A 20,181-nucleotide genomic window follows, 5' to 3' on the forward strand; every position below is an offset into this window, starting at 1 on the left:
GGAAAGAGACTTTTTTTGCGGGGCTAGTGCCAAGGCACAAAAGTAATAGTACGGTGTCCAAGCGGCATTTTACGTGTAGTAGTAATTAGTAATTTCGGTAAGCCTAAACTATGGTCATTGCATGTCATTTTCTCTTGCCCGGTCCACGGCCCACCCCCGGTCCCAGAAGACCCACCGCCGCGCCATGATTGCAGGCCTAGCTGCGCTGGCGCTTGCACTGACCTCCTGCACCGCGGGAGATGCCGCACTTGACGCCGAAGTTAGCGATGGACCTCCGGTAGTTCTGACAACGTTCACTGTGCTGGCTGATATTGCCCAGAACATTGCGGGGGATAAGTTACAGGTGGAATCGATCACCAAAGTTGGAGCCGAGATTCATGGTTATGAACCAACTCCGGGGGATATCCGCAAGGCCGGCAAGGCTGATTTGATCCTTGACAACGGTATGGGACTTGAAGCGTGGTTTGAACAGTTTGTGCAAGATGTTAAGGCCCCTCACGCCGTTGTAACGGAGGGTGTGGAAGCCATCAGCATCGCTGAGGATGTCTATAAGGACATGCCGAATCCACATGCTTGGATGTCACCTAAGAATGTTCAGATCTATGTCAAGAACATGGTGACTGCGTTTCAAAAACTTGATCCGGATAACTCCGCATTTTATGAAAGCAACGCTGCCTCCTACAACGCAACGCTACAGGAGGTCCAGGATGACCTGGTTGAGAAACTCTCTGTCCTCCCAGTTAGCCAGCGCGCCCTCGTGAGCTGCGAGGGCGCGTTTTCCTATCTGGCCCGCGACGCCGGTCTGACTGAGAAGTACATTTGGGCAGTCAACGCAGAACAGCAGGCCACACCCCAACAGATAACCGGCGCCATCGAATTTGTCCGGACCAACAAGGTACCGGCAGTCTTTTGCGAGTCCACCGTCTCGGCAGCACCCATGGACCGGGTTGTTGAGGCTACGGATGCTGTCTTTGGCGGAACCTTGTATGTCGATTCGCTTTCCGAACCCGATGGACCCGTCCCCACTTATTTGGATCTCATTCGTTATGACGCCAAGGTGATTGTCGATGCACTGACGGGCGGCACCGATAGTGCGCAGCAGGGAGAAAAATCATGAATGCCGCTATTGATGTCAATGCCGTAACAGTCCATTACGGGGAAGTCCTTGCCCTCGACGGGGCCACCCTAAAGCTGGAAAAGGGAAGAATTTGTGGGCTCGTGGGTATGAACGGTTCGGGGAAGTCAACCCTGTTTAAAGCCATTATGGGTTTGGTGAAACCGGACGCGGGAACGCTCACGATTAATGGCGACACCCCTGCTAAAGCCAGGCGGTCCGGCGTCGTTAGTTATGTCCCGCAAAGTGAAGACGTGGACTGGCAATTTCCGCTCTCGGTACAAGATGTGGTGATGATGGGCCGCTACGGACATATGGGACTGACCCGTCGTCCGCGCAAGGCCGACAGGCTGGTGGTGGCGGAAGCTTTGGAACGCGTGGAACTGGGGGAGTACGCGCAGCGTCAGATTGGTCAGCTTTCAGGTGGCCAGAAAAAGCGTACTTTTGTTGCTCGTGGAATCGCGCAGGGCGCCACAACGTTGCTGCTGGATGAGCCTTTTGCTGGTGTAGACAAGCGCTCTGAGGCCACTATCGCCGCCCTGTTGCGTGGTCTTGCCCAGGAAGGTGCCACCATTTTAGTTTCCACCCATGACTTGCATGCGCTCCCGGATCTGGCAGACGAGGCGGTGCTGTTGATGCGTCGGGTACTGATGCACGGCACTCCTGGGGAAGTATTGGCGCCTGAGAACCTTGCTTTGGCTTTTGGTTTGGACAGCACACATGCAGCTGCCGCAAATATGGCGGCTGCCGGCATGAGCGGGGCACACCGCAGCGGGGTTTCGGCATGAGCATCCTTGAATTCTTGATTGAACCGTTCGATTTTGTTTTCATGCAGCGCGCACTTGCTGTCACGTTAATTGCCGCGGTGGTGTGTGCCGTGCTCTCGTGCTGGCTTGTTCTCATTGGCTGGTCGCTGATGGGGGACGCAGTCTCACACGCCGTTCTGCCCGGGGTAGCCCTGGCCTACATTGTTGGTGCCCCCTTCGCCGTTGGCGCTGTGCTCTTCGGCTTTCTCGCGGTGGCTTTGATCGGTGCGGTTCGTGACACCAGCCGGGTCAAGGAAGATGCCGCGATTGGGATCGTCTTCACCACCCTGTTCGCCTTGGGTCTGGTGCTGATTTCGGTGACACCAAGCCAAACGGATCTCACCCACATTATTTTCGGAAACTTGCTGGGGTTGAGCCATTCTGATCTCAAGCAGGTGCTGATTCTTGGTGCTTTCACCCTGGCGATCCTGCTCATCAAGCGGCGTGACTTCACGCTCTTTGCCTTCGATCCCACGCATGCCCACGCCATCGGTTTGAACCCGCGCGTGCTCGGTGCATTCCTGCTGGGTCTCTTGGCCCTGACTTCCGTAGTTGCCTTGCAAGCGGTGGGGGTGGTGTTGGTGGTTGCGATGCTCATCATTCCTGGGGCCACGGCCTATTTGCTCACAGATCGTTTTGGCCGGATGCTATTTTTGGCACCAACCATCTCAGCGGTCTGTGCAGTCGTGGGCCTCTACGCCAGCTATTACCTTGACGCCGCCTCAGGTGGCATGGTGGTTTTGGCACAGGGTGCTGCCTTTACGCTGGTCTATTTGTTTAGCCCACGCCATGGTTTGATCTCTACCCGGATGAATGCGGCGCGACGCCGGAAGCTGGTTGCCGCCTGAGTTCTCAGTTTCGCCCGGGGTTAGGCATGCAAGGATGGGTCAATGACCTCAATCAACCTCAAAGCGTGGGCCCTGGCTGCTCTGCTGGGTACAAGTGCCATCAACCACATCAAGGACCCCAAGTTTTATTACGCCGTTGTTCCACCGTCACTGTGCAGCGATAAAGGCGGAAAATTTGCGCTAATGACACGTCATCAGTGGGTGATTGCCTCGGCCGTGCCGGAAGCACTCGCTGCGGTAGGACTCTTGATTCCCCGGACACGCAAGGCCGCGGCGACAGCCTCCGCTTTGATGTTCATCGCTTTCACCGCGGGGCACGTGACGGCCTTGCGGCGGGCCTGGGGGCCGGACGGAAATTCAACAGCTAAGAAGATCCACTCGGTCCGACTGCCCCTGCAGGTACCCCTGGTTGCCTGGGCATGGAGTGCCCGTAAGCCCTAACGACTAGCGCACCTCAATGCTAGGAAGCCAACTAGCAACAAAGCCGGGCACCCGTAGGTGCCCGGCTTTCGTGGCAGGTGCCTTATTGCGGCAGGCCTGACTGTGAAACTGGTATTGCCGGATAGCTGGTTACTGGGTGATGAAACGTTCCACAGCAGTGACCGGGCGGACTCGCTCACTGGCCGGTATATCACCGGCAAAGGCTAGCCATTGGGCAAACTTATCCCCACGCTCCACCAACTGGCGGTACATGGCAAGACGCATGGTGCGCACCCGCTCGCGATAAACGGGTACATCAACGACATTGATCAGCTCATCAGGATCAGCCACCATGTCATAGAACTCGTCGATGCCTTCAGGATTGGCAATGTACTTCACTTCTTTATTGCGGATCATTCGCTGAGCATAGGGGAAGTGGTGGCCGTGGAATTCGCACAGGATATTCTCGCGCCAGCCCGAGACCTCTTCACCATGAGCCAAGGGCAGTAGACTGCGGCCGCGTACCCCGGAGGCATCTGCCCCGGCGATCTCATGAAAGGTGGCCGTGAAATCCAGCAGACTGATGAAACGGTCCTCCCGCCGCTCGTGCTCCCCTGGTAGGGCAAGGATGGCGGGAATGCGGTAAATGTCTTCATACATGGCCGGGCCCTTGTCATTGAGCCTGTGTGCGCCCGTGAATTCGCCGTGGTCTGCGGTGAACATGACTGCGGTTGTATCACTGAGGCCCAGCTCGTCCATGACGTCCAAGATGCGACCTATTTCATGGTCGATCATGGCTACGTAGCCCCAGTAGACAGCTGTGAGCTTCTTCCATTCATCGACCGTGAAGCAGTCAGTGGACCAGTACTCTGCGTAGGCCTGCTGCACCATGGGTTTCCCATGGAAAGTTTCAGCGAAGGAACCCGGTAGTTCCACTGTGGCCGGATCAACCATGTCATACCATTTTTGCGGAATCAGGTAGGGCAGGTGTGGACCGAAGATGTGGCAGGACAGGAAAAATGGTGTGCGATCTCCGCCTTCCTGCAAAGCTCCAGCAGCAAATTCACGCAATTTCGCGATGGTTTGGTCCGCCAAGAAAGCCTCAAAGGTAGCTTCTGTTGGTTGGTCAGTCACCCCGGCAATCAAATGCCCCTGGCTGCCGTCCGCACGAGTGGTGTAGACCGGGCTGGAGATACGGAAGTCAGGGAAGTCGTTTGCCTTCAGCCACCCTTCGTACCCTGGGTCATCAAAGACGTTTAGCGCCCCGGGCAGGTGGATTCCTTCAAAGCCGTAATGTTCGGGGCCACGGTCCTTGCCCACATGCCACTTGCCCACGTGTCCGAGCCGATATCCTTGCTCAATCAAGGCCGCCGAGAACGTAGGCAGCCCATCAGGAAGCTCCTCACGATGGCCTGAGTTCCATTCGTAGTTTGCCAATAATCCGTGTTCAAACGGTTGTAACCCGGTGAGCAGGCTGGCCCGGGCGGGGGTGCAGATGGCTGTGGGGGTGTAGGCGCGGTCAAAGGTGGTCCCTCGCCCGGCCAGCCTGTCGAGGTTGGGTGTGTGTTGCGAAGTGTTGCCATAGCAGCCAAGGGTGTCGATACGTTGCTGGTCCGTCATCAGGAACAGCATGTTCCGGCGGGAGCCGCCTGTGTTAGGAGAACTGTCAGTCATGGACGGTTAGGCCTTCTTTGTGGAGGCATACAGCTCCGAGTCGTAGAACGTCTTGGGGTCCACAACAGCAGGGATCTTATCCGCGGCCTTGAACTGTTCCTGCAAGGCGTTCAGCCAAGTGTCAATAGTGCCCTTGGAGGAAAGATCTTCCAGTTCCTTGGAAGTGAAGAGCTTGGCCACACTGGCCTGGGCCTTCATGTCTTCTTCCTTGAGTTTGAGGAACTTGGCGGTCACCGCAATAGTGGTGTCAAGATTTTCCTTGCGGTAGTCATTGGCACTCTTGACCACTGAAATGAACGCAATGGCCAATTCCTTGTCCTTTGCCGCACGTCCCGCCCCAGCCACGAACGTGGAGGGGAAGGTGAGCTGGTCAATGAAGTCCTCGTTGCCAAAGAGTTCAACCATGTCAGGCTTGCCCTTTTTGGCACTGTCGATCAGCGGGTACCACAACGCTGCCCCATCGATCTGTCCCGAAGCAAAAGCGGCTACGATCGTGGGCGGGTCCATGGGTGTGATTTCAAAGTCGGCCCGGTCAAGGCCTTCCTTGGCCAGCGCCAAGGAGAACAACTGATCGCCGGAGGTGCCGGTAGCGATGCCGATCTTCTTACCCTTGAGATCAGCCAGTGTCTTGAACTCAGACTGGGCAATGATACGGTCCGCATTGGAAACTGAGTTGACGGCCCAAATCTCGGCTTTGCCGGAGGCCGGCAGCCAGAGGGCGCCGGATCCGATGTACGCCACGTCCACGTTGTCCGTGCCCAGTGCCTGGATAGCAAGGGGGCCGTTAGTGAAGGGAATGTACTTCGGCTTCAGACCGGCGGTGGCCCAGTAGCCCTCTTGGTCGGAAACGGCCATCAAGGCGGCACCGTTAAAGTCGGCGATGTAACCGACCTTGATCTCCACGGGATCTTTCGCTGCGGCACCGGTGCCGGCAGGTTTGGAATCGGTGTTGCCTCCGCAGGCCGCCAGCAGTGAAATGGCGGCTGCTCCGATGGAGAGCTGGAGAACATTACGGCGTGAAAGAGATGAAGTCATGGTGTCTCCTGGGTGTAGTTGCTGGCCCTCGTTGGCCGGGTAAGTTCGATAGTTGGTTTAGCGAGTGCAGTTCTGGATGGAGCCGGGCGGAGGTAAGCGACGGTAGCTTATTCGTCAGCGCCCTTGGCATCTGGCTGGTGATAGACGGCTTCCCATACCTGTGCCCGAAGTCTTGCGAACTCATCGGAGAGACGCATTTGCTCCGTTCGTGGGTAGGGGAGGTCAATGTGGATCTCTTTGTAGATGCGGCCCGGACGAGCCGCCATGACGATGACCCGGGAGGCCAAGAAGACTGACTCATCGACGTCGTGGGTAATGAACATAACTGTGCGGCGTTCCTTGGTCCACGTGTGAAGTAGCTGCTCCTGCATATGCACTCGGGTCAGGGCATCAAGGGCTCCAAATGGTTCGTCCATGAGCAAAATCTCCGGGTTGACAGCGTAGGCGCGGGCAATGGCACACCGTTGCTTCATGCCGCCGGAGAGTTCTTTGGGGAGGGCCTCGGCAAAGCGGGTCAGGCCAACCAGGTCAAGGTAGTGGTCCACGATCGCCTTGCGTTCCTTCGCCGGTACCTTCTTTAGCTCCAGACCAAATTCCACGTTCTTGCGCACTGTCAGCCACGGAAAGAGTGCGTATTGCTGGAAAATGACACCCGTTCGTGTGCTGGGACCGTTCACTTCACGATCATCGACCACCACACGGCCACTGGTAGGATCCAGCAGCCCAGCCGCCGCATTCAGCATGGTGGATTTCCCGCAGCCGGACGGGCCCACAACGGTGACAAATTCGCCGTCGGCTATGTTCAGGTTCACGCCATCGAGCGCCGTGAACGTGGTTCCAGTAAGGGTGAATTCTTGGCGAAGGTCCTCAAAACGGATCATCGCGTTATTGGTAAGAGTGGGCATTGAGATTCCTTAGCGGCGTTCTTGCCAGCGGGTCAAATGAGCTTCGACCATGAGTAGTAGACGGTCCATGACCAGACCCAGAATTCCAATGGCGATCACGTTCACGAGGATGGTTGGCATGTCATAAAACTGCATGGCTGCCTGCATGCGGGCACCGAGCCCGTTGACGGCACCGAGCAATTCGGCGGCAACCACTGTGGCCCAGCCAGCTCCAAGACCGATGCGCATGCCGACCAGGATGAATGGAGACGATGCAGGTACTACAACGCGGCGGAAGATCACAAAGCTGTTCGCGCCGAGTACGCGGGCTGCATTAATGAGTGTGTTGTCAACGCTCACCACTCCCTGATAAGTGGAGATAACGCAGGAGAGGAATGCAGCCAGGAAAATAACAAAGATCTTTGGTGTCTCGCCAATCCCCATTGTGACCATGACCAAAGGCAGCAGCGCCAGTGGGGGAATGGTGCGGAAAAACTGTACATAGGGCTCAATAATTGCGCGTCCTATGCCATACCAACCCATGATGAAACCAACCGGAATTGCCAAGAGGCTGCCTAGGAAGAAACCACTTAAGACTCGGGAGAGTGAGGCCCAAGTGTCTCCCGCCAAGGTTCCGTCAGCGATGACCTCACCGGCCCGAACACCTACTTCTAACGGGCCGGGCAAGGTGACCAGCCCTGAAGCTGAGAAAATCGTCCACGCTGCCAAGCCAGCCGCCACAGAAACTATATTGATCACAATCATGGACTGACGGCTCAGCTTACGAGTGCCAGATCCTCGCGTTTTTTGTGGACTCGACTTCTTTGGACTCGATGCTTTTATTCCCTGGTCCTCTTCGGAGGTTGGGCTGCCGGTGGATGCGGGTGCGTCATAGACCGGACTGACGGTGTCTTTTGGTGCCATGGCTTAAATTTATGGCATAGATCACATGCTGTCAAGACTATTTACATAAGTAGGGTTGACGCCAAATTGTCCGGACATATTTCCCTCCTTGACCGTTGGAGCCACAGGAACGCTTCTAGGGAGACTTTGGCTAGCTTTGGTTCGACGTGGCCCAGTGTTTGAGGACCATCTGTGCGGCTCCGTCGCTTCCGGCGGCGACCGCGAATACAGCGGTGCTGATATCGGTGGAGCGTGGACCAATATCCAAGGACTGTTCTGCCAGAGCATTTCGGATGGGCACTAAAAGCTGTTCGCCAAACTGTGAAAGTTCCCCGGCAATGACCACACGGCTCGGATCCAGCAGCACGCAGGCACCACTGATGGCTCGGGCCAGCAGTTCAGCAGCCCAGTCCACTACACTCCTTGCAATACTGTTGCCGTCTGCGGCCGCTTTGGCCATGGCGGCAATAGAATCAAAGGTCTGGCCTCGACGTGCAGATTCAAGCAGGACATTGGATTCATTGATGTAACTCTCCAAGCAACCGCGACGTCCACACCAGCACACGGGACCAGCGAAATCAACACTCACATGTCCTAGCTCTCCCGCAGTTCCGTTGGCGCCGCGCAGAAGCCTGCCATTGCTGACGACGGCGCAACTCACTCCGGCGGAGAGTGCGGCATAGAGGAGGTTGTCGTTGGATTTAACATATGACATTGCCGCCAGACGAATGTTGTTATCCCACAACAACGGGACTGCTAATTCATCTCGGAGTGGTTGGAGGGAAGCGCCCTCAGGGTCGCTTTGTTGCTGCACTCCGTCTGAGAGTGAGTGGGGGTTGGCGTGCCTGCTGGCAATGCCAACCCCCATGCCAATCACGGTTTCGGCGGTGATGGCCCCAGAGCTAATAAGCTCGCGAAGCATGGTGGCGGCGTGTTGGACTTTTTCCTGTAGTGCGAGCGTTCCGGGGATCTGCGCACTTTCGTGGGTGACGCGTGAACCGTCAAAGCCTGTGACGGTGATGCTGATACGGCGTCGGCCTAGTTCGATGCCCACTGCGGCGCATGTTTTAGGGTTAAGCGAGAGTACTTTGGTGGGCCGGCCGCTCCGTCCAGGGGCGTGGATAAGTTGGTCATGTTCAGCAAGCACACCGTTCTGGCGCAGGTCGCCAACGATGGCCGAGAGGGTTGTGCGGGAGAGGTTTGTGTCAGTTTCCAGCTGACGACGGGTGCGGGTACCATGAATTGCCAGTGCGTCCAGAACGCGCAGCTCGTGTCTACGGCGAACTGCCTGCAAAACATCGTCATCGGATGTGAGCACGGGCCCTCTTTCAGTTGTTAAAATATGGGGCTGCCAATGTTTTCAAAGGGCCCTCACTGACCATTATGTAGCTAGCATGGGTACTTTTGTAAAGCCTGTTGACTTAAATTATTTGTGGTGTACGTTCCAGCATTGACATCATTGGTTTCTCTGAATCCACCGGCGAGGTACTGTGCGGAATTCGGCAATTGAGGGTCAAGCCTTTCCAAATCAGCCCCAGAGGCCAATGATGGTAGATACCGGGCTGGCGGAGATCTGCCCTATGGTTCATGAAAAGGCGGCAGACACTATGCAACAAGTTCCCAAAGTTCCAACAACAGCTGGTATTCCGGAAATTGTGGTCGGTGTTGATGGTTCACCGGAATCGATTCTTGCATTGCACTGGGCAACAACACTGGCGCCCGCTTTGGGCGCTACGATCGTAGCTGTGAGCGCATGGCAACTAGAGCCCGTTTACGGTCCCTACGCAGCAGCTGACTGGCATCCCAAAGCGATCGCCCAAGAAATACTCACGGAGACCTTATCCAAGGCTTTCGGCGAGAGTGTGCCCGAAGAACTTAGCGCAGAGTGTTTTCGTGGACAACCAGCAAAGGTCTTGATGGAACGAAGCAAGTCTGCGGTGATGCTGATCCTTGGCTCACGAGGACGGGGCGGGTTCAAGGGATTGCTGCTGGGTTCTGTCAGCACTGCCTGCACCGCGCATGCGCAAAGCCCTGTTTTGGTGGTGCGGACTGCGCCCACATCTCAGGCCGCCGCAAATCCAGTGAATTCAGGGAACTCAGTGAATTCAGAGGGTACAGGGCTGGCGGATAAAGAGTAGTCCTCACACCCATCCGGTGTCCATCAAACCTCAAGATGCTGGATCTGGAAGTGGTGGCCGCGTCACGGCCTGGGCGTAAGACCCAGGAAGTGAAACTGTTTGGGCCAGCCCCGCTAGTCAACCATTTGGCATCGACACGGCGGTCCAAGTGACCCAATGTGGAAGGGCTGGTCTGTGACCAAGACAGGAACGCTCATACGACCTCTAGCTGTGAACGCAGCCAACGCTCTGGCCGCAGTCGACAGTCCACATTCCACATTCCACAGTCCACAGTCCACAGCGAAGCATGGCGGGAACCTGTGGCGCATTGTCTCCCCGGGACAGATTCGGTAGTGACGCCCTAGCGCAGAGGGAGCATTGGGGGACATAAATCCTCTCCAGTGAACGTCCCAGCCGTAAGCTTTGACTCGATTAAACTGATGGAGAAATTGTTGGGTTTGCATTTGCCGGACCGGCTATCGGCGCCGGTGTTTGCGAAGAATAATCCTCATGCCCTCGCATTTTATTAACGAGATCACTTTCATTTTTTGGTGCCTTAAAGAATGCTCCGGACAGTCCGGATGTCCTATAAGTTTGACTCGTTCGCAATCTGTGCCTTTAGTGATACTCCAGGTTCTCAGCCGATCGTTGGTGGTGTTCTACACTTTCAATCATGATGGCATCAAGCTGGGTTGAAGTGCAGTTGGCTTATGAGCAAGCTGCAGACTAGTTCGTGCGTTCACGCCATCCGAGAATTGGGTCAGAAGTTCTCCATCTTCCTGCCTGCGGTATGAGGACAGCATAGGGCTACTCACGCCGACAGAAGTTAGTGCAAACGGGTAGGGATGGCCCGGACGCGGTAGTGGACACGGTTGTGAGGGTAGTTGGTCAGCTCACTGGGAGCCACACTACGGATCCTTAAGACTTTTCCGGGGGACTGGTGAGGTCGGAGCAACCCGGTACAAACAATCAGTTCCAGAGAATCGCAAACTCTTATCAGGGCGCTGGTGGACTTCTCGTCCTCGTGGCTTAGGTGGGGACTCTTGCTCACCAGGACTCAAGTTTGGTTGTGGTGCTTAGTGGGCCACGGCCGGCTAGCCATGCCATTAAGGAGTGGCGCTCAGAGGAAGATTCCAACCGATCCGGAACAGTTGTAAGCAACACTGGCAGGTCCCAAGCTACGTATTCCTCGGGCCAGTCCAGAGGTGAATAGCCAAGCCCGAGGTCAACATGGTGCATCTCCACTTCGCGCAACCTGTGCGCGGGACATCCAGCAACGCCGTAGTCTCCTCCACCCAGAAAATTGTCGTTTGGCCACCCCGCCAGGCTGCATTTGGCAAGGGTCTGCTCGAGTGCGGACATGCTGGCATGAAGGTCGGTGATGATCTCAACAGCGGAACGCGTGGCCCCTTGTTCTATTTCGTGACGGCGTTGCTGTTCACCGTCCTGGTACTTCGGTACATCTTCTCCCGCCAATGCACCTGCTAAACGGCGGGCATGTGCGTCGGCATTGCGGGCCAGATGGGTTAGTACATGGCCCACGCTCCAATCCGGGAGGAGACTCGCTGAACGAATGTCTTTTTCGGTTAGGTGTGCCACACGGGATGCCAATCTTGCCTGTGCGTCGAGGCAGAGTTGGGTGGCAGCTTCCGGATCCGTTTCAAGGTTCATAAGTACATCAGTCACTTTCACTTGATTCTTGCAGGCTATCTCCATTCCCCCCAAGGGCGTTCAGGACTCGACGCTCCAAACCTTGACCCTGGAAGACTGGCAGCTCTTGCTAATCCCAGATACGCATCCTAGGAGTGATCCTGGAGTCAAAACGAATTGACTGTATGCGGTCATCCTCGACGTCCTTCCTTCGTTACCAGTCAACACGTGGGTGCGACCATCGGTGTCCTAGAGACGAAAATCAGTAGTCTGGGTCAGTTCTACCTGAGATAAATCCCGATCTAAATAACCAAGTCTTATAGCTGTTGGTTCGGGGTTGCCAGCATCAAGGCAGCGGTGCACTAGCGAGAGACCTGCTTTCTGCGCCACCAGGGCTGAGGAGACGATTCGTTCAAGCAAATACGCCACGATCGGGAGGCCAATCGATTTTATCTCGCCTGTTCCATGGCGAGAAGCGAGAGTTCAGTGGTCAAAAACTTGACCTTGCGCTTCGTACGCGAAGCGATATCCGAGATTACAATACGCCCCAAGGCTAATCGAGTAACCGCCCTACCCAATGATCTGGAAGTCTCCGGGTTTCCTGCCTATCCATGCCCCAAGTTCGTCTCGATCCCACGATCTGAGCTGGCGATTCAGCATTGTGTGTCATCTGCCGGGCTGCACTGTGCCGAATGCTCGCAAACATGTGTCCAGAGTCTAAGGGTCACTACGGATTAAGTGCTCTCCTTCGGCGTCCTCGTTCCCCAGGCGTTCAAGGACAAGACGCTTTGTCTGCAGGGTCATCAAGACATCCTCCTGAGTTGCTGGTTGAACTATCTAAAATGAACAAAAACGTGCACTGCGTTCGGAATGACATTTGAGCCTTCAACCATTCCGAGTGATTGGTAGAAAGCACGTTGCTTCGGCTCATCGTCGGTGATCAGCACCGTTTGCCGTACGTGGTGGTATCTCTGTTGGACGTGGTCTATCAGCGCACGGCCAACGCCGGTATTTTGGAACTCCGGGCGAACCAAAATATCTTGCAGATAGCAGATTGTTGAGTCGTCAGAAATTGCCCGAGCAAGACCTATCAATTGACCCGTGCCGTTGTGCGCTGTAACAACGAATGATGAGTTGCTGATGGCCCTAAAAAGCAGGTCTGGATCATTTGTATACGCAATCCACCCCACAGAGTCATATAAAGAGAGAATTTCGTGGTTTGACACTTCTGCAGAGGTCAAGACGTTGAACGCAGCCATTCCCTAAGTCTTACACGCAAACTTTAGAGCCGAAATCCCGCCAAGAGCTTGAGATGTTTCAGGATGGATAGACCATAGGTAAGTTTGGTTGCTGCATTAGTTTTGAGAGTTTATCCAATGACCAGATAAACAGGGCCGCAGCTCCCAGTGGGGCGATGAAGGCTGCCATCGTCACGATGAAGATTCCAATGGCTGAAGCAGCTAAAGCCAGTGCTACTGTCACACCAAACCGGAATGAGCCCCGGCCCGGGAGCAGGCGTCCACTAGGTAGCGCAAGCGCAGTGCCCAAGAGTAGCGCCGAAGCGAGGGTCAAGGGCCATTGCATCAAATGGTCCGCCCCCAGCGCCTGGGCCGCCGATTCTAGGACCAGGCTCCCACAACAGGTCAGTGTGGCGGCTAGGAAAGGCGCGCCATAACGCTGGAAAAGAGTCAATCCGTAAGCAATAACAATTGGAATCGCCGCCAAGGCCCCTGCCGCCAAACCTAGATTCATGGCATGTGTGGAATCGCGGGCAACAGGGGAGATGAGACTGCCTGTGAGCGCGAACACAACGCAGCCTGCTCCAAGAATTAGCGACACACCTGCCCATACACTAATTGTTAGGTACCCACGACGAGTCAGCCTCGGGTTCAAAATCGTTGCTTGATCTTTGCCCAGTATCGGACTGTACTGACGCTTTTCTGCCGTCCGAACGGACGGGTCACCTCGCAGGGCCATGACAAGGAGAGTGGTGGCACTCATAACTCCGATTATTTGGCCCGCGTGTATGAGTATTCCCACGACAGGAACAGCTATCGCCGCCAAAAGGCTGGGCAACAGCACACGGATTGCTGCTATGCGAATTTTTGGCAGTACCGAACTGGCCGGTGCAACAAGAGCGAACGTTCCAGCGATCCATGCCAGTCCCAAAAAGATCAGTGTCGAGGATCCAAACCAGCCAGAACCCAGGCCGGCATCCGCTTCATCAAACCCTACTGAGAAGCTCGCTGCCGAAAAAGCCGTAAACGCACAGGCAGGTATGGCACTGACAGCAGTTAACAGGGCAGCCGGGGCGGAGAGTTGCCCACTCCGGTGCAGGAGTACGACGGCGGAGAGAGCAAGTGCCAGCGGGGCAGCAAAAAAAGCTAGCGCGTAGTAAGTACTCTCTGCGCCTGTGAGCACTATCGCGTTGCTGAGTAGGAGCCAACCTGCAATCAAATAGACGAATAACGCTGCGCCTGCGCTAATTGCCGCCCAACGTCGTGTGGCTCTTGTACTCAATCCGTGAGCCCTGATGGACCAAGCCTCGGAAATCGAGGGACGTGCACTGCCACGTTCACTTGCGTGCTGTTCTAGGGTATCGAGCATAATATGCCCGTGATCTTTCCGCCACGCTCTTGAATACCAGCGCAACAGTTGACCGTAAGGACTCTTGCCGCGGTTGCTCATCAGAGATGCGCCCATGACATTGTCGCCACCGCGGGTCTGCCCGGAGCAGGGCGTGGCGTTAGTAGACGACTTTGTGCGGCCAGAACCCTTGCTGCGAGCCGCTCGGTTTCTAGAATGAGTGCTTGATGCCCATCTTCGGTCAATTCGTAGTAGCGGCGTGCGCGGCCGTCAACAGTTTCTTCACCTGCGCGACGAAGGCGTCCATCTCGCTCCAACCGTTCGAGCGTGGCATAGAGCGTGGTCACTCGTAACGAGACGGTTCCCGCCGTTAGCGCTTCAACATCGCGCAGGATGCCATATCCGTGTTGTCTGCCACCAGCAAGGGCTGCGAGAATCCAAAACATTACTTCAGTCATATCAGCTAATATACCCACAATGGGAGTATCTAACGTCAAGGTGCGCCCTTGAGCTGAAGTCTCTCACAAGTCACTAACTGGCAGATACTGGCCCAGCGTCAGAACCTGGCGCAGACTGCCCGTGGAACCCAGGGATTTGGGCTTTGTTTATCTCGCAATCGACTCGGGGATGATCTCGCTGAGATCAAGAATCACATTGCCGCGATGGGCACTGCGCATAAGTGTCATGAGGCCTTCCGGACCGGCAGCTAGACCGCCTGAAATTCTTGTGTGGGGAAAACTAAAGTCACCGTCGGCGAGCCACTGGGCGTAGTGCGTGGTCCAAGCATGAATCTGTTCCGGTGTGTGGTAGGTGCTGAACGGACGAATATGCAACTGTTTGCGAATCCCCGTCATGATGTCGAAGCGTGGGCGCTGATCCGTCCCATCCTTGGAGAATTGTTCGGAGAGAGTCCCGCACAGCGCGAAGCGAGCGTTTTGGCCGGCATGTCTGATCGCCATCTCAAACTGTGCGCCACCAACGGTGTCAAAGAAGACACTGAAGCCTTGGGGGAACTGCTCGCCGAGCCATTCCTCAATTCCGGCATTTTTATAGTTGAAGGCCGAATCAAAACCAAGTTCGTCCACGAGCCAAGTTACTTTTTCGTCAGAACCAGCTGTGCCAACCACGCGCTGGGCTCCACGTTTCCGTGCAATCTGGCCCGCAAGTGATCCGACACCACCAGCAGCCCCGGTAATGAATACGGTGTCATTGTTTCCGACTTCTGCAATATTCACCATGCCGTGATAGGCCGTGGGCCCCTGACTGAGCAAAACTTCTGGATTGGGAAACTGAGCGCTTGAAACTGGAAAAAGCGTATCCTGATCAGCCACAAAACGTGTTCTCCACCCGGCCATGCTTTGGACTATGTCACCTGGGACGAAGCGTTGACTTTTACTTTGCTCTACAACGCCTACGGCACCTCCCCATAGGGGCTCACCAAGACAGTAAGGAGGCATGGGGAGGTCATTTCCTCGCATCAGATCTGCCATGACCGATGTCAACGCCATGGCAGTGTTTCTAACTAATATCGTTCCATCAGAGAGCTCAGGTAACTCCACCACTTCGAGGGCGAAGTCTTCAGGCCTGATTTGCTGGTTCGGACGGTTGGCAAGACTGATTTGTGTCGTCTTCATGGTTCCTCTTTGCTGGCTGGTGTAGGGCTTGGAGTAGCCGTATTGCCACGTTAACAACAGATGCGGCGCTGAACCGTCCTGGTTTGTTATTAGAGTGATGTTCGTGACTGAATATTTGAGGCGAAGTTTTGAGCTACTTGAGGTCCTGCAATCTGCTGCTGTGCCCGTACCCGCGCGCAATATTGCGGAACTTCTCGGTGTCAATGAACGCAGTATTCGCAGACATATTTCAGCGTTAAAAGAGGTCGGATTCGGGATCGACTCTGTTCCCGGTCCGCATGGTGGGTATCAACTTGGTCCGGGCCGCAGAGTTGCTCCCTTGCTGCCTACTGAGACTGAAGTCGTGGCACTTTTGGCAGGGTTGTCGTCGTCGGCAGCGATGTCGTTGCAGCCATCTGCCATTGATAGAGACTTGCTCATCACTAAGCTGTCCCGCCTGTTGCCTGCTAAGCATAAACGGGCTGTAGATGATATTAACAGATATGTTGCCTCATACCAGGCCGCCGTACCCGGCACTTCAGCGACGACCATAAGGGAACTGGCCAAATATTGTCGGCTTCGTCTACAACTGGAAGTTACCTACAATGCCCGTGGACTGTCGCAGCCTGCACAGCTTTACGAGCCACACCAGGTCATCCAAAATGACTACCTTTGGTATCTGGTTGCTTGGAATCCACACGAGGGCGAGTGGCGAACGCTGCGCATTGATCGTATTGCTGCCTACCTACCTGGTAAGCACCATTTTGTGCCTCGCCAGCCCCCGGGATCAGACATGGCCCAATACACGGCCAATTCGATTGCCACTGCTCCGTATGCATTCCGTGTTGAGGCTGTGTTCCATGCACCAGCGTCAGAGGTTGCCACACTTTTCCCGATTGACGCGGTCTTTATCGAGCCACTGGATGAGAACTCGTGCGTTGTTCATACCGGTGCGGACACCTACGAAACTGTTGCCGTCTACCTTCTGTCCGCGAATCTGCCATTTTTTATTCGCTCACCAGAAGAAATGCGGAAGAAAATGAATGAATCTGCTCACCGCCTACGTGTTGCCGCTAACATAGCCACAGTTGATGCTGGTCTACAGGAAACAAGTCGTGGACAGGCTGGTGAGCGATGAGTAAACATGTTGCCTTCTTCCGTTACGTTAACTTCGGCAAATTGGGCAGTCCCACAAGTAAGGATTTGGTGGATGCTTTCGGCGGACCAGATATGGCGAGGAATCACCAGACAAACGGCACTATTATCTTCCACTCCGATACGCCTAAAGCGCTCACACGAGCCGCCGTGGCTAAACTCCGAGCCTCCGGGTTCTCGCAGGAAGTGATTGTTAGACCCCTTGGAGATCTAGTGCGCATCGTTGCAGAGCAATCAGTAGTGCCAGCTGAGGAGACACTTCACAAAATCATGGTCTCGTTCTTTGACTACTGCCACACTGAACTACCCAGAGAAGTCCCGTTTCAAAGTACGAACGGTCTCGTTGAAACACGGCGTCTGACGCAGCAATATGCCATTAGTGCCTGCTGGATAAAGAGGAGAACGGTAGGCGATGCAACAGTGCTGCTGGAACGGGTTCTTGGGGTGCCCGTAACTTCCCGCACCATGGGTACCCTCGAACGTCTCATCAAGAAATACTCCTCGAATTGACGTCCGGCTTCGATCATCTTTAGCGCATGTTTGCAGCTAAGCGGCCCTGGCCGCTTCTATAAATTCTCTAATAAGCCCGGCATCCTTGACTCCGCGGCTGGATTCCACACCGCTAGAGACATCCACCCCGCTGGGGCGCAGCGCGTTGGCATATCCTGCCACATTGGCAGGGGTCAGCCCCCCAGCCAGCAGCCAAAAACCTGGCGGCACACCGTTCGCGAGCATGTTTGTATCAAAACTCACCCCTGCACCAGGCTCGACGGCGTCCAGCAAGACGCGTTCGGATTCCCACAACTGCCGTTCGCTGGGGCTTAGAGAGCTGTACGCGTGCGCCGAGAATGCCCGCAAGGTGCGAAAACCCTCCTCACGAAGCCGATGCATGTCTTTCAAGGACTCATCCCCGTGTAATTGCACAGTTGTTACGGCGGCGCCCTGTGCAGTCCTGAGTACCTCATCGATGGGCTGGTTGCGGAACACCCCCACCGTTTCGACGCCGCACCCCGTTTCTACGCCGCGTCCAAGCTCGGCGGCGAGCGCTGCCGTGATTGTCCGTGGGCTTCCAGGGGCAAAAATAAAACCAATGGCATTGGCGCCTGTGTCCACAGCCGCTGCAACAGTTTCGGGCGTCTGCAATCCGCAAATCTTTATATACAAGGCTGACACTGTCCTGACTGGTTCAAAGGGGCCACTCGGGTATGAATTTCGCGAGGGAGATAACTGCCATGTTAACAGCAGGAACCGCCCTTTGGCTCCTATGGGTCCAAGCTCGGAGATGGTCTAGTGAGCGCAGGCGCTCAAAGGAAAATAGTTGCCGCAATTGCCCAGATGACGTAACCACTGACAGGAACAAGGACCAGCCATTCGCGTATTGAACCAGCATTCCCGAGGATCGGCACGGCAAAACTGCCGCCAGGGCGCCAGAAAATATTTACTAAAGCAACCCCGCGCAAAGCACTCGGGGGCCTGATTCGCAAGGGCCAGATAAGATTACAGCCACCTGTCGTGAGCATGTCTCCAATTATGTGGATACCAACGCCCAGCGCCATGGTCAAAGGCAACCAGTAAGGTTCTTGGGGTGCAAACATCATGACGAAAACGCCAACAGCAATACCCAGCACCCAAGGGAACTTTCGCATGGTGTCGGGAATGATCTTCAGTGCTTTTGCAGCAAAGGATGCCAACAGAACAGCTAGCAAACCCGCTCCCGGATAGATGGTGCCGAAGTTTGCCAGCTCAATCGTCCACATTCCGGCTAGGGCAGCGATGCTGATAAAGAAGGCGAGACCCAAAATGGAGTGAGTTCCGTGCCGGTGCCCACCAGATATCGTGCCAATCTTTCGACACACAATATTTGACAGGGGTGGGAGGGACTTGGCAATGGTTGCGTTTCGGTGGTCGGCGTCGGGTACCAGGCCAGCACCTGCGGTTACCAACGCTCCTACAACCACACCCGCAGGAGTCGGATCAAGGATACCCATCCCGATGGAAAGATGCTCTGGAACGGCTGGCAGTAATTGTGAGAGGCCGCTGAGCCTCACCTCAAAGTGTGTTGTCAGGGCCAGCCAGAGCGCGGCACCGCTGGCAGCGTGATGGGCTCCCATCATGAGGGCACGTCCTTGCACTATCGGGTTCTTTGTTCTGATCCCGCAACACGTGGACAAAACCTGCTGCTTCAAGCCTATGCGTAGGTACCGACATTATGGACCCAACGCTGGCGCGTATCCGTTTTCTTCTCTGGGGTCACTTGGGGCTTCCGGGGCCAAGGCCTGCAGCTTATCTTTGGGTCCTGAGCAAAGAACACGTCGAAGGTCATGCCCAGAATGGACCAAACGGCCCCAAACACCACTCGATGGTGGAGGATTTCATCAGTCTGATAGTTCCGGATCCCGGTGAGGTGCCAGTTCACTGGCATGAGGGAGGATAATTACTTATAACGGCAGCCTAACTGCTGATTACCAGAATCATAAGGGAGCTCATGTCAACGCTTAAACAACAACTCAAGTCTGATGTCGTCGCGCACATGAAAGCCGGCAATAAGATCGCGCTAACCACCGTTCGCAACGTTTTGGGTGAAATTGAAACACGCGAAAAGGGCGGAAAAACTCCCATTGAGTTCAACAACACGCAGGTCATCACGCTGTTGCAAAAAGAGGCTGCCAAACGCCGAGATACGGCAGAGATCTATATTCAGGCTCAAGAGCAGGATCGGGCCGCGGCAGAAATAGCAGAGGCGGAGGTGATTGAAGCCTACCTTCCCCTTCCTCTGAGCGCCGATGAAGCGGCTGGAATCGTTGAGCGGATCATCACGGGACTAGAAGCTGAGCAAGGCAAGTTCTCTATGCGGCAAATGGGCTCAGCCATGAAACCGATCACTACCGAAATCGCTGGGCGTTTTGACGGCAAAATGATATCTGAAATGGTGCGTAAGCGCCTGCAATGAAAGCTCGTGCTAGCTTATATGCAACTGATTCATACCTGTTTATTGGTTAGTTGAGGAGTGGCGCTCGTGGAAAATTTGTTGGGTGTACTTAAAATTGAAGAAGCCTCGCTTCTTCGTGAGGTTGAGTCTGAACGGTTGGCTTTGCTGGACGAAGACCAATTATTGGCTTTGCACAAACGGGTGCGCCGGGCACGCAACAAATACACAACTAATTACCGGCGAAAGGCTGCTGAACGAGTAGCCGATGAAGGTGTCCGGAGTACGCCCAGACCCCTGAATGCAAAAGCTGCCCAGCGAGCGGAAGCCTTTGAAACGGCGCTCTCGCTGGTCAGTGCGCAACTCGCCGATGCGGCTGCGCAGTCCGCACAAGCCATCAAGGCCGCGCAGCTGTGTTAGGCGCAAGTGGAGAGCTTAAGCTGAGCATGC

At 55.3% G+C, this 20,181-nt stretch carries 22 protein-coding genes; 9 read left to right on the forward strand and 13 right to left on the reverse strand.

Annotation, left to right across the window (positions count from 1 at the left end; genetic code table 11):
* The first annotated feature begins 121 nt into the window (after positions 1 to 121).
* From QMG40_RS00160 to QMG40_RS00175, 4 genes are read left to right on the forward strand one after another with little or no spacing between them, the layout of a single operon-like run.
* The gene (locus QMG40_RS00160; protein WP_283526663.1) at positions 122 to 1,117 is read left to right on the forward strand and encodes a metal ABC transporter substrate-binding protein; all 996 of its coding nucleotides are present in this window, start codon (positions 122 to 124) and stop codon (positions 1,115 to 1,117) included.
* Positions 1,114 to 1,902 (forward strand): metal ABC transporter ATP-binding protein, encoded by a 789-nt coding sequence (locus tag QMG40_RS00165; protein WP_283526665.1) that lies wholly within the window; start codon positions 1,114 to 1,116, stop codon positions 1,900 to 1,902. Before QMG40_RS00160 ends, QMG40_RS00165 begins: the two co-directional genes overlap by 4 nt.
* On the forward strand, positions 1,899 to 2,768 hold the full coding sequence (locus QMG40_RS00170) for a metal ABC transporter permease (RefSeq protein ID WP_283526667.1): 870 nt from the start codon (positions 1,899 to 1,901) through the stop codon (positions 2,766 to 2,768). Before QMG40_RS00165 ends, QMG40_RS00170 begins: the two co-directional genes overlap by 4 nt.
* Positions 2,769 to 2,810: 42 nt before the next feature.
* Complete coding sequence (locus tag QMG40_RS00175; protein ID WP_283526669.1) at positions 2,811 to 3,209, forward strand: DoxX family protein; 399 nt, start codon at positions 2,811 to 2,813, stop codon at positions 3,207 to 3,209.
* A 129-nt stretch (positions 3,210 to 3,338) separates the two neighbouring features.
* Here the strand turns inward: QMG40_RS00175 and QMG40_RS00180 are convergent, their stop codons facing one another.
* The 5 genes from QMG40_RS00180 to QMG40_RS00200 form a co-directional block, all read right to left on the reverse strand.
* A complete protein-coding gene (locus QMG40_RS00180) occupies positions 3,339 to 4,862 on the reverse strand; it encodes a sulfatase-like hydrolase/transferase (RefSeq protein WP_283526671.1) in 1,524 nt (507 codons plus the stop codon).
* 6 nt (positions 4,863 to 4,868) lie between these two features.
* Complete coding sequence (locus QMG40_RS00185) at positions 4,869 to 5,897, reverse strand: aliphatic sulfonate ABC transporter substrate-binding protein (RefSeq protein ID WP_283526673.1); 1,029 nt, start codon at positions 5,895 to 5,897, stop codon at positions 4,869 to 4,871.
* A 107-nt stretch (positions 5,898 to 6,004) separates the two neighbouring features.
* A complete protein-coding gene (locus tag QMG40_RS00190; RefSeq protein ID WP_283526675.1) occupies positions 6,005 to 6,802 on the reverse strand; it encodes an ABC transporter ATP-binding protein in 798 nt (265 codons plus the stop codon).
* 9 nt (positions 6,803 to 6,811) lie between these two features.
* Complete coding sequence (locus QMG40_RS00195; protein ID WP_283526677.1) at positions 6,812 to 7,705, reverse strand: ABC transporter permease; 894 nt, start codon at positions 7,703 to 7,705, stop codon at positions 6,812 to 6,814.
* A 130-nt stretch (positions 7,706 to 7,835) separates the two neighbouring features.
* Complete coding sequence (locus QMG40_RS00200; protein WP_283526679.1) at positions 7,836 to 9,002, reverse strand: ROK family protein; 1,167 nt, start codon at positions 9,000 to 9,002, stop codon at positions 7,836 to 7,838.
* A gap of 289 nt (positions 9,003 to 9,291) precedes the next feature.
* Here QMG40_RS00200 and QMG40_RS00205 point away from each other — a divergent pair, with 289 nt between their 5' ends.
* The gene (locus QMG40_RS00205) at positions 9,292 to 9,822 is read left to right on the forward strand and encodes a universal stress protein (protein WP_283526680.1); all 531 of its coding nucleotides are present in this window, start codon (positions 9,292 to 9,294) and stop codon (positions 9,820 to 9,822) included.
* A gap of 1,026 nt (positions 9,823 to 10,848) precedes the next feature.
* Here QMG40_RS00205 and QMG40_RS00210 read toward each other — a convergent pair.
* The 6 genes from QMG40_RS00210 to QMG40_RS00235 form a co-directional block, all read right to left on the reverse strand.
* Positions 10,849 to 11,487, reverse strand: coding sequence for a maleylpyruvate isomerase N-terminal domain-containing protein (locus tag QMG40_RS00210; protein WP_283526682.1), 639 nt, complete (start codon positions 11,485 to 11,487; stop codon positions 10,849 to 10,851).
* Between the two features lie 213 nt (positions 11,488 to 11,700).
* The gene (locus tag QMG40_RS00215) at positions 11,701 to 11,880 is read right to left on the reverse strand and encodes a hypothetical protein (RefSeq protein ID WP_283526684.1); all 180 of its coding nucleotides are present in this window, start codon (positions 11,878 to 11,880) and stop codon (positions 11,701 to 11,703) included.
* A 404-nt stretch (positions 11,881 to 12,284) separates the two neighbouring features.
* Positions 12,285 to 12,710, reverse strand: a complete 426-nt coding sequence (locus QMG40_RS00220) for a GNAT family N-acetyltransferase (protein WP_283526686.1) — start codon at positions 12,708 to 12,710, stop codon at positions 12,285 to 12,287.
* Positions 12,711 to 12,768: 58 nt separating this feature from the next.
* Complete coding sequence (locus tag QMG40_RS00225) at positions 12,769 to 14,154, reverse strand: hypothetical protein (protein WP_283526687.1); 1,386 nt, start codon at positions 14,152 to 14,154, stop codon at positions 12,769 to 12,771.
* The gene (locus QMG40_RS00230) at positions 14,139 to 14,495 is read right to left on the reverse strand and encodes a PadR family transcriptional regulator (RefSeq protein WP_283526690.1); all 357 of its coding nucleotides are present in this window, start codon (positions 14,493 to 14,495) and stop codon (positions 14,139 to 14,141) included. The genes QMG40_RS00225 and QMG40_RS00230 overlap by 16 nt, the downstream gene beginning before the upstream one ends.
* A gap of 147 nt (positions 14,496 to 14,642) precedes the next feature.
* On the reverse strand, positions 14,643 to 15,671 hold the full coding sequence (locus QMG40_RS00235) for an MDR family NADP-dependent oxidoreductase (protein ID WP_283526692.1): 1,029 nt from the start codon (positions 15,669 to 15,671) through the stop codon (positions 14,643 to 14,645).
* Positions 15,672 to 15,774: 103 nt separating this feature from the next.
* On the opposite strand from QMG40_RS00235, the gene QMG40_RS00240 reads away from it, so the two are divergent.
* Both QMG40_RS00240 and QMG40_RS00245 read left to right on the forward strand, forming a co-directional pair.
* Positions 15,775 to 16,788 (forward strand): helix-turn-helix transcriptional regulator, encoded by a 1,014-nt coding sequence (locus QMG40_RS00240; protein ID WP_283526694.1) that lies wholly within the window; start codon positions 15,775 to 15,777, stop codon positions 16,786 to 16,788.
* On the forward strand, positions 16,785 to 17,315 hold the full coding sequence (locus QMG40_RS00245; RefSeq protein WP_283526696.1) for a DUF1697 domain-containing protein: 531 nt from the start codon (positions 16,785 to 16,787) through the stop codon (positions 17,313 to 17,315). The genes QMG40_RS00240 and QMG40_RS00245 overlap by 4 nt, the downstream gene beginning before the upstream one ends.
* Positions 17,316 to 17,351: 36 nt before the next feature.
* Here the strand turns inward: QMG40_RS00245 and QMG40_RS00250 are convergent, their stop codons facing one another.
* A complete protein-coding gene (locus QMG40_RS00250) occupies positions 17,352 to 17,978 on the reverse strand; it encodes a phosphoribosylanthranilate isomerase (RefSeq protein ID WP_283526698.1) in 627 nt (208 codons plus the stop codon).
* A 131-nt stretch (positions 17,979 to 18,109) separates the two neighbouring features.
* Entirely contained in the window at positions 18,110 to 18,937 is an 828-nt protein-coding gene (locus QMG40_RS00255) for a metal-dependent hydrolase (RefSeq protein ID WP_283526700.1), read from the reverse strand.
* Between the two features lie 353 nt (positions 18,938 to 19,290).
* On the opposite strand from QMG40_RS00255, the gene QMG40_RS00260 reads away from it, so the two are divergent.
* Entirely contained in the window at positions 19,291 to 19,755 is a 465-nt protein-coding gene (locus QMG40_RS00260) for a GatB/YqeY domain-containing protein (RefSeq protein ID WP_283526702.1), read from the forward strand.
* A gap of 66 nt (positions 19,756 to 19,821) precedes the next feature.
* Complete coding sequence (locus QMG40_RS00265; protein WP_283526704.1) at positions 19,822 to 20,151, forward strand: hypothetical protein; 330 nt, start codon at positions 19,822 to 19,824, stop codon at positions 20,149 to 20,151.
* Positions 20,152 to 20,181 lie beyond the last annotated feature (30 nt).

It is taken from the genome of Arthrobacter antibioticus (genome assembly GCF_030063205.1).
Lineage (GTDB): Bacteria > Actinomycetota > Actinomycetes > Actinomycetales > Micrococcaceae > Specibacter.

Coding starts and splice junctions, on each gene's coding strand:
- QMG40_RS00165 (WP_283526665.1), top strand. CDS start 1,114: ATGAATGCCGCTATTGATGTCAATGCCGTAACAGTCCATTACGGGGAA.
- QMG40_RS00185 (WP_283526673.1), bottom strand. CDS start 5,897: ATGACTTCATCTCTTTCACGCCGTAATGTTCTCCAGCTCTCCATCGGA.
- QMG40_RS00225 (WP_283526687.1), bottom strand. CDS start 14,154: ATGGGCGCATCTCTGATGAGCAACCGCGGCAAGAGTCCTTACGGTCAA.
- QMG40_RS00230 (WP_283526690.1), bottom strand. CDS start 14,495: ATGACTGAAGTAATGTTTTGGATTCTCGCAGCCCTTGCTGGTGGCAGA.
- QMG40_RS00205 (WP_283526680.1), top strand. CDS start 9,292: ATGCAACAAGTTCCCAAAGTTCCAACAACAGCTGGTATTCCGGAAATT.
- QMG40_RS00195 (WP_283526677.1), bottom strand. CDS start 7,705: ATGGCACCAAAAGACACCGTCAGTCCGGTCTATGACGCACCCGCATCC.
- QMG40_RS00180 (WP_283526671.1), bottom strand. CDS start 4,862: ATGACTGACAGTTCTCCTAACACAGGCGGCTCCCGCCGGAACATGCTG.
- QMG40_RS00235 (WP_283526692.1), bottom strand. CDS start 15,671: ATGAAGACGACACAAATCAGTCTTGCCAACCGTCCGAACCAGCAAATC.
- QMG40_RS00260 (WP_283526702.1), top strand. CDS start 19,291: ATGTCAACGCTTAAACAACAACTCAAGTCTGATGTCGTCGCGCACATG.
- QMG40_RS00160 (WP_283526663.1), top strand. CDS start 122: ATGTCATTTTCTCTTGCCCGGTCCACGGCCCACCCCCGGTCCCAGAAG.
- QMG40_RS00245 (WP_283526696.1), top strand. CDS start 16,785: ATGAGTAAACATGTTGCCTTCTTCCGTTACGTTAACTTCGGCAAATTG.
- QMG40_RS00175 (WP_283526669.1), top strand. CDS start 2,811: ATGACCTCAATCAACCTCAAAGCGTGGGCCCTGGCTGCTCTGCTGGGT.
- QMG40_RS00220 (WP_283526686.1), bottom strand. CDS start 12,710: ATGGCTGCGTTCAACGTCTTGACCTCTGCAGAAGTGTCAAACCACGAA.
- QMG40_RS00170 (WP_283526667.1), top strand. CDS start 1,899: ATGAGCATCCTTGAATTCTTGATTGAACCGTTCGATTTTGTTTTCATG.
- QMG40_RS00190 (WP_283526675.1), bottom strand. CDS start 6,802: ATGCCCACTCTTACCAATAACGCGATGATCCGTTTTGAGGACCTTCGC.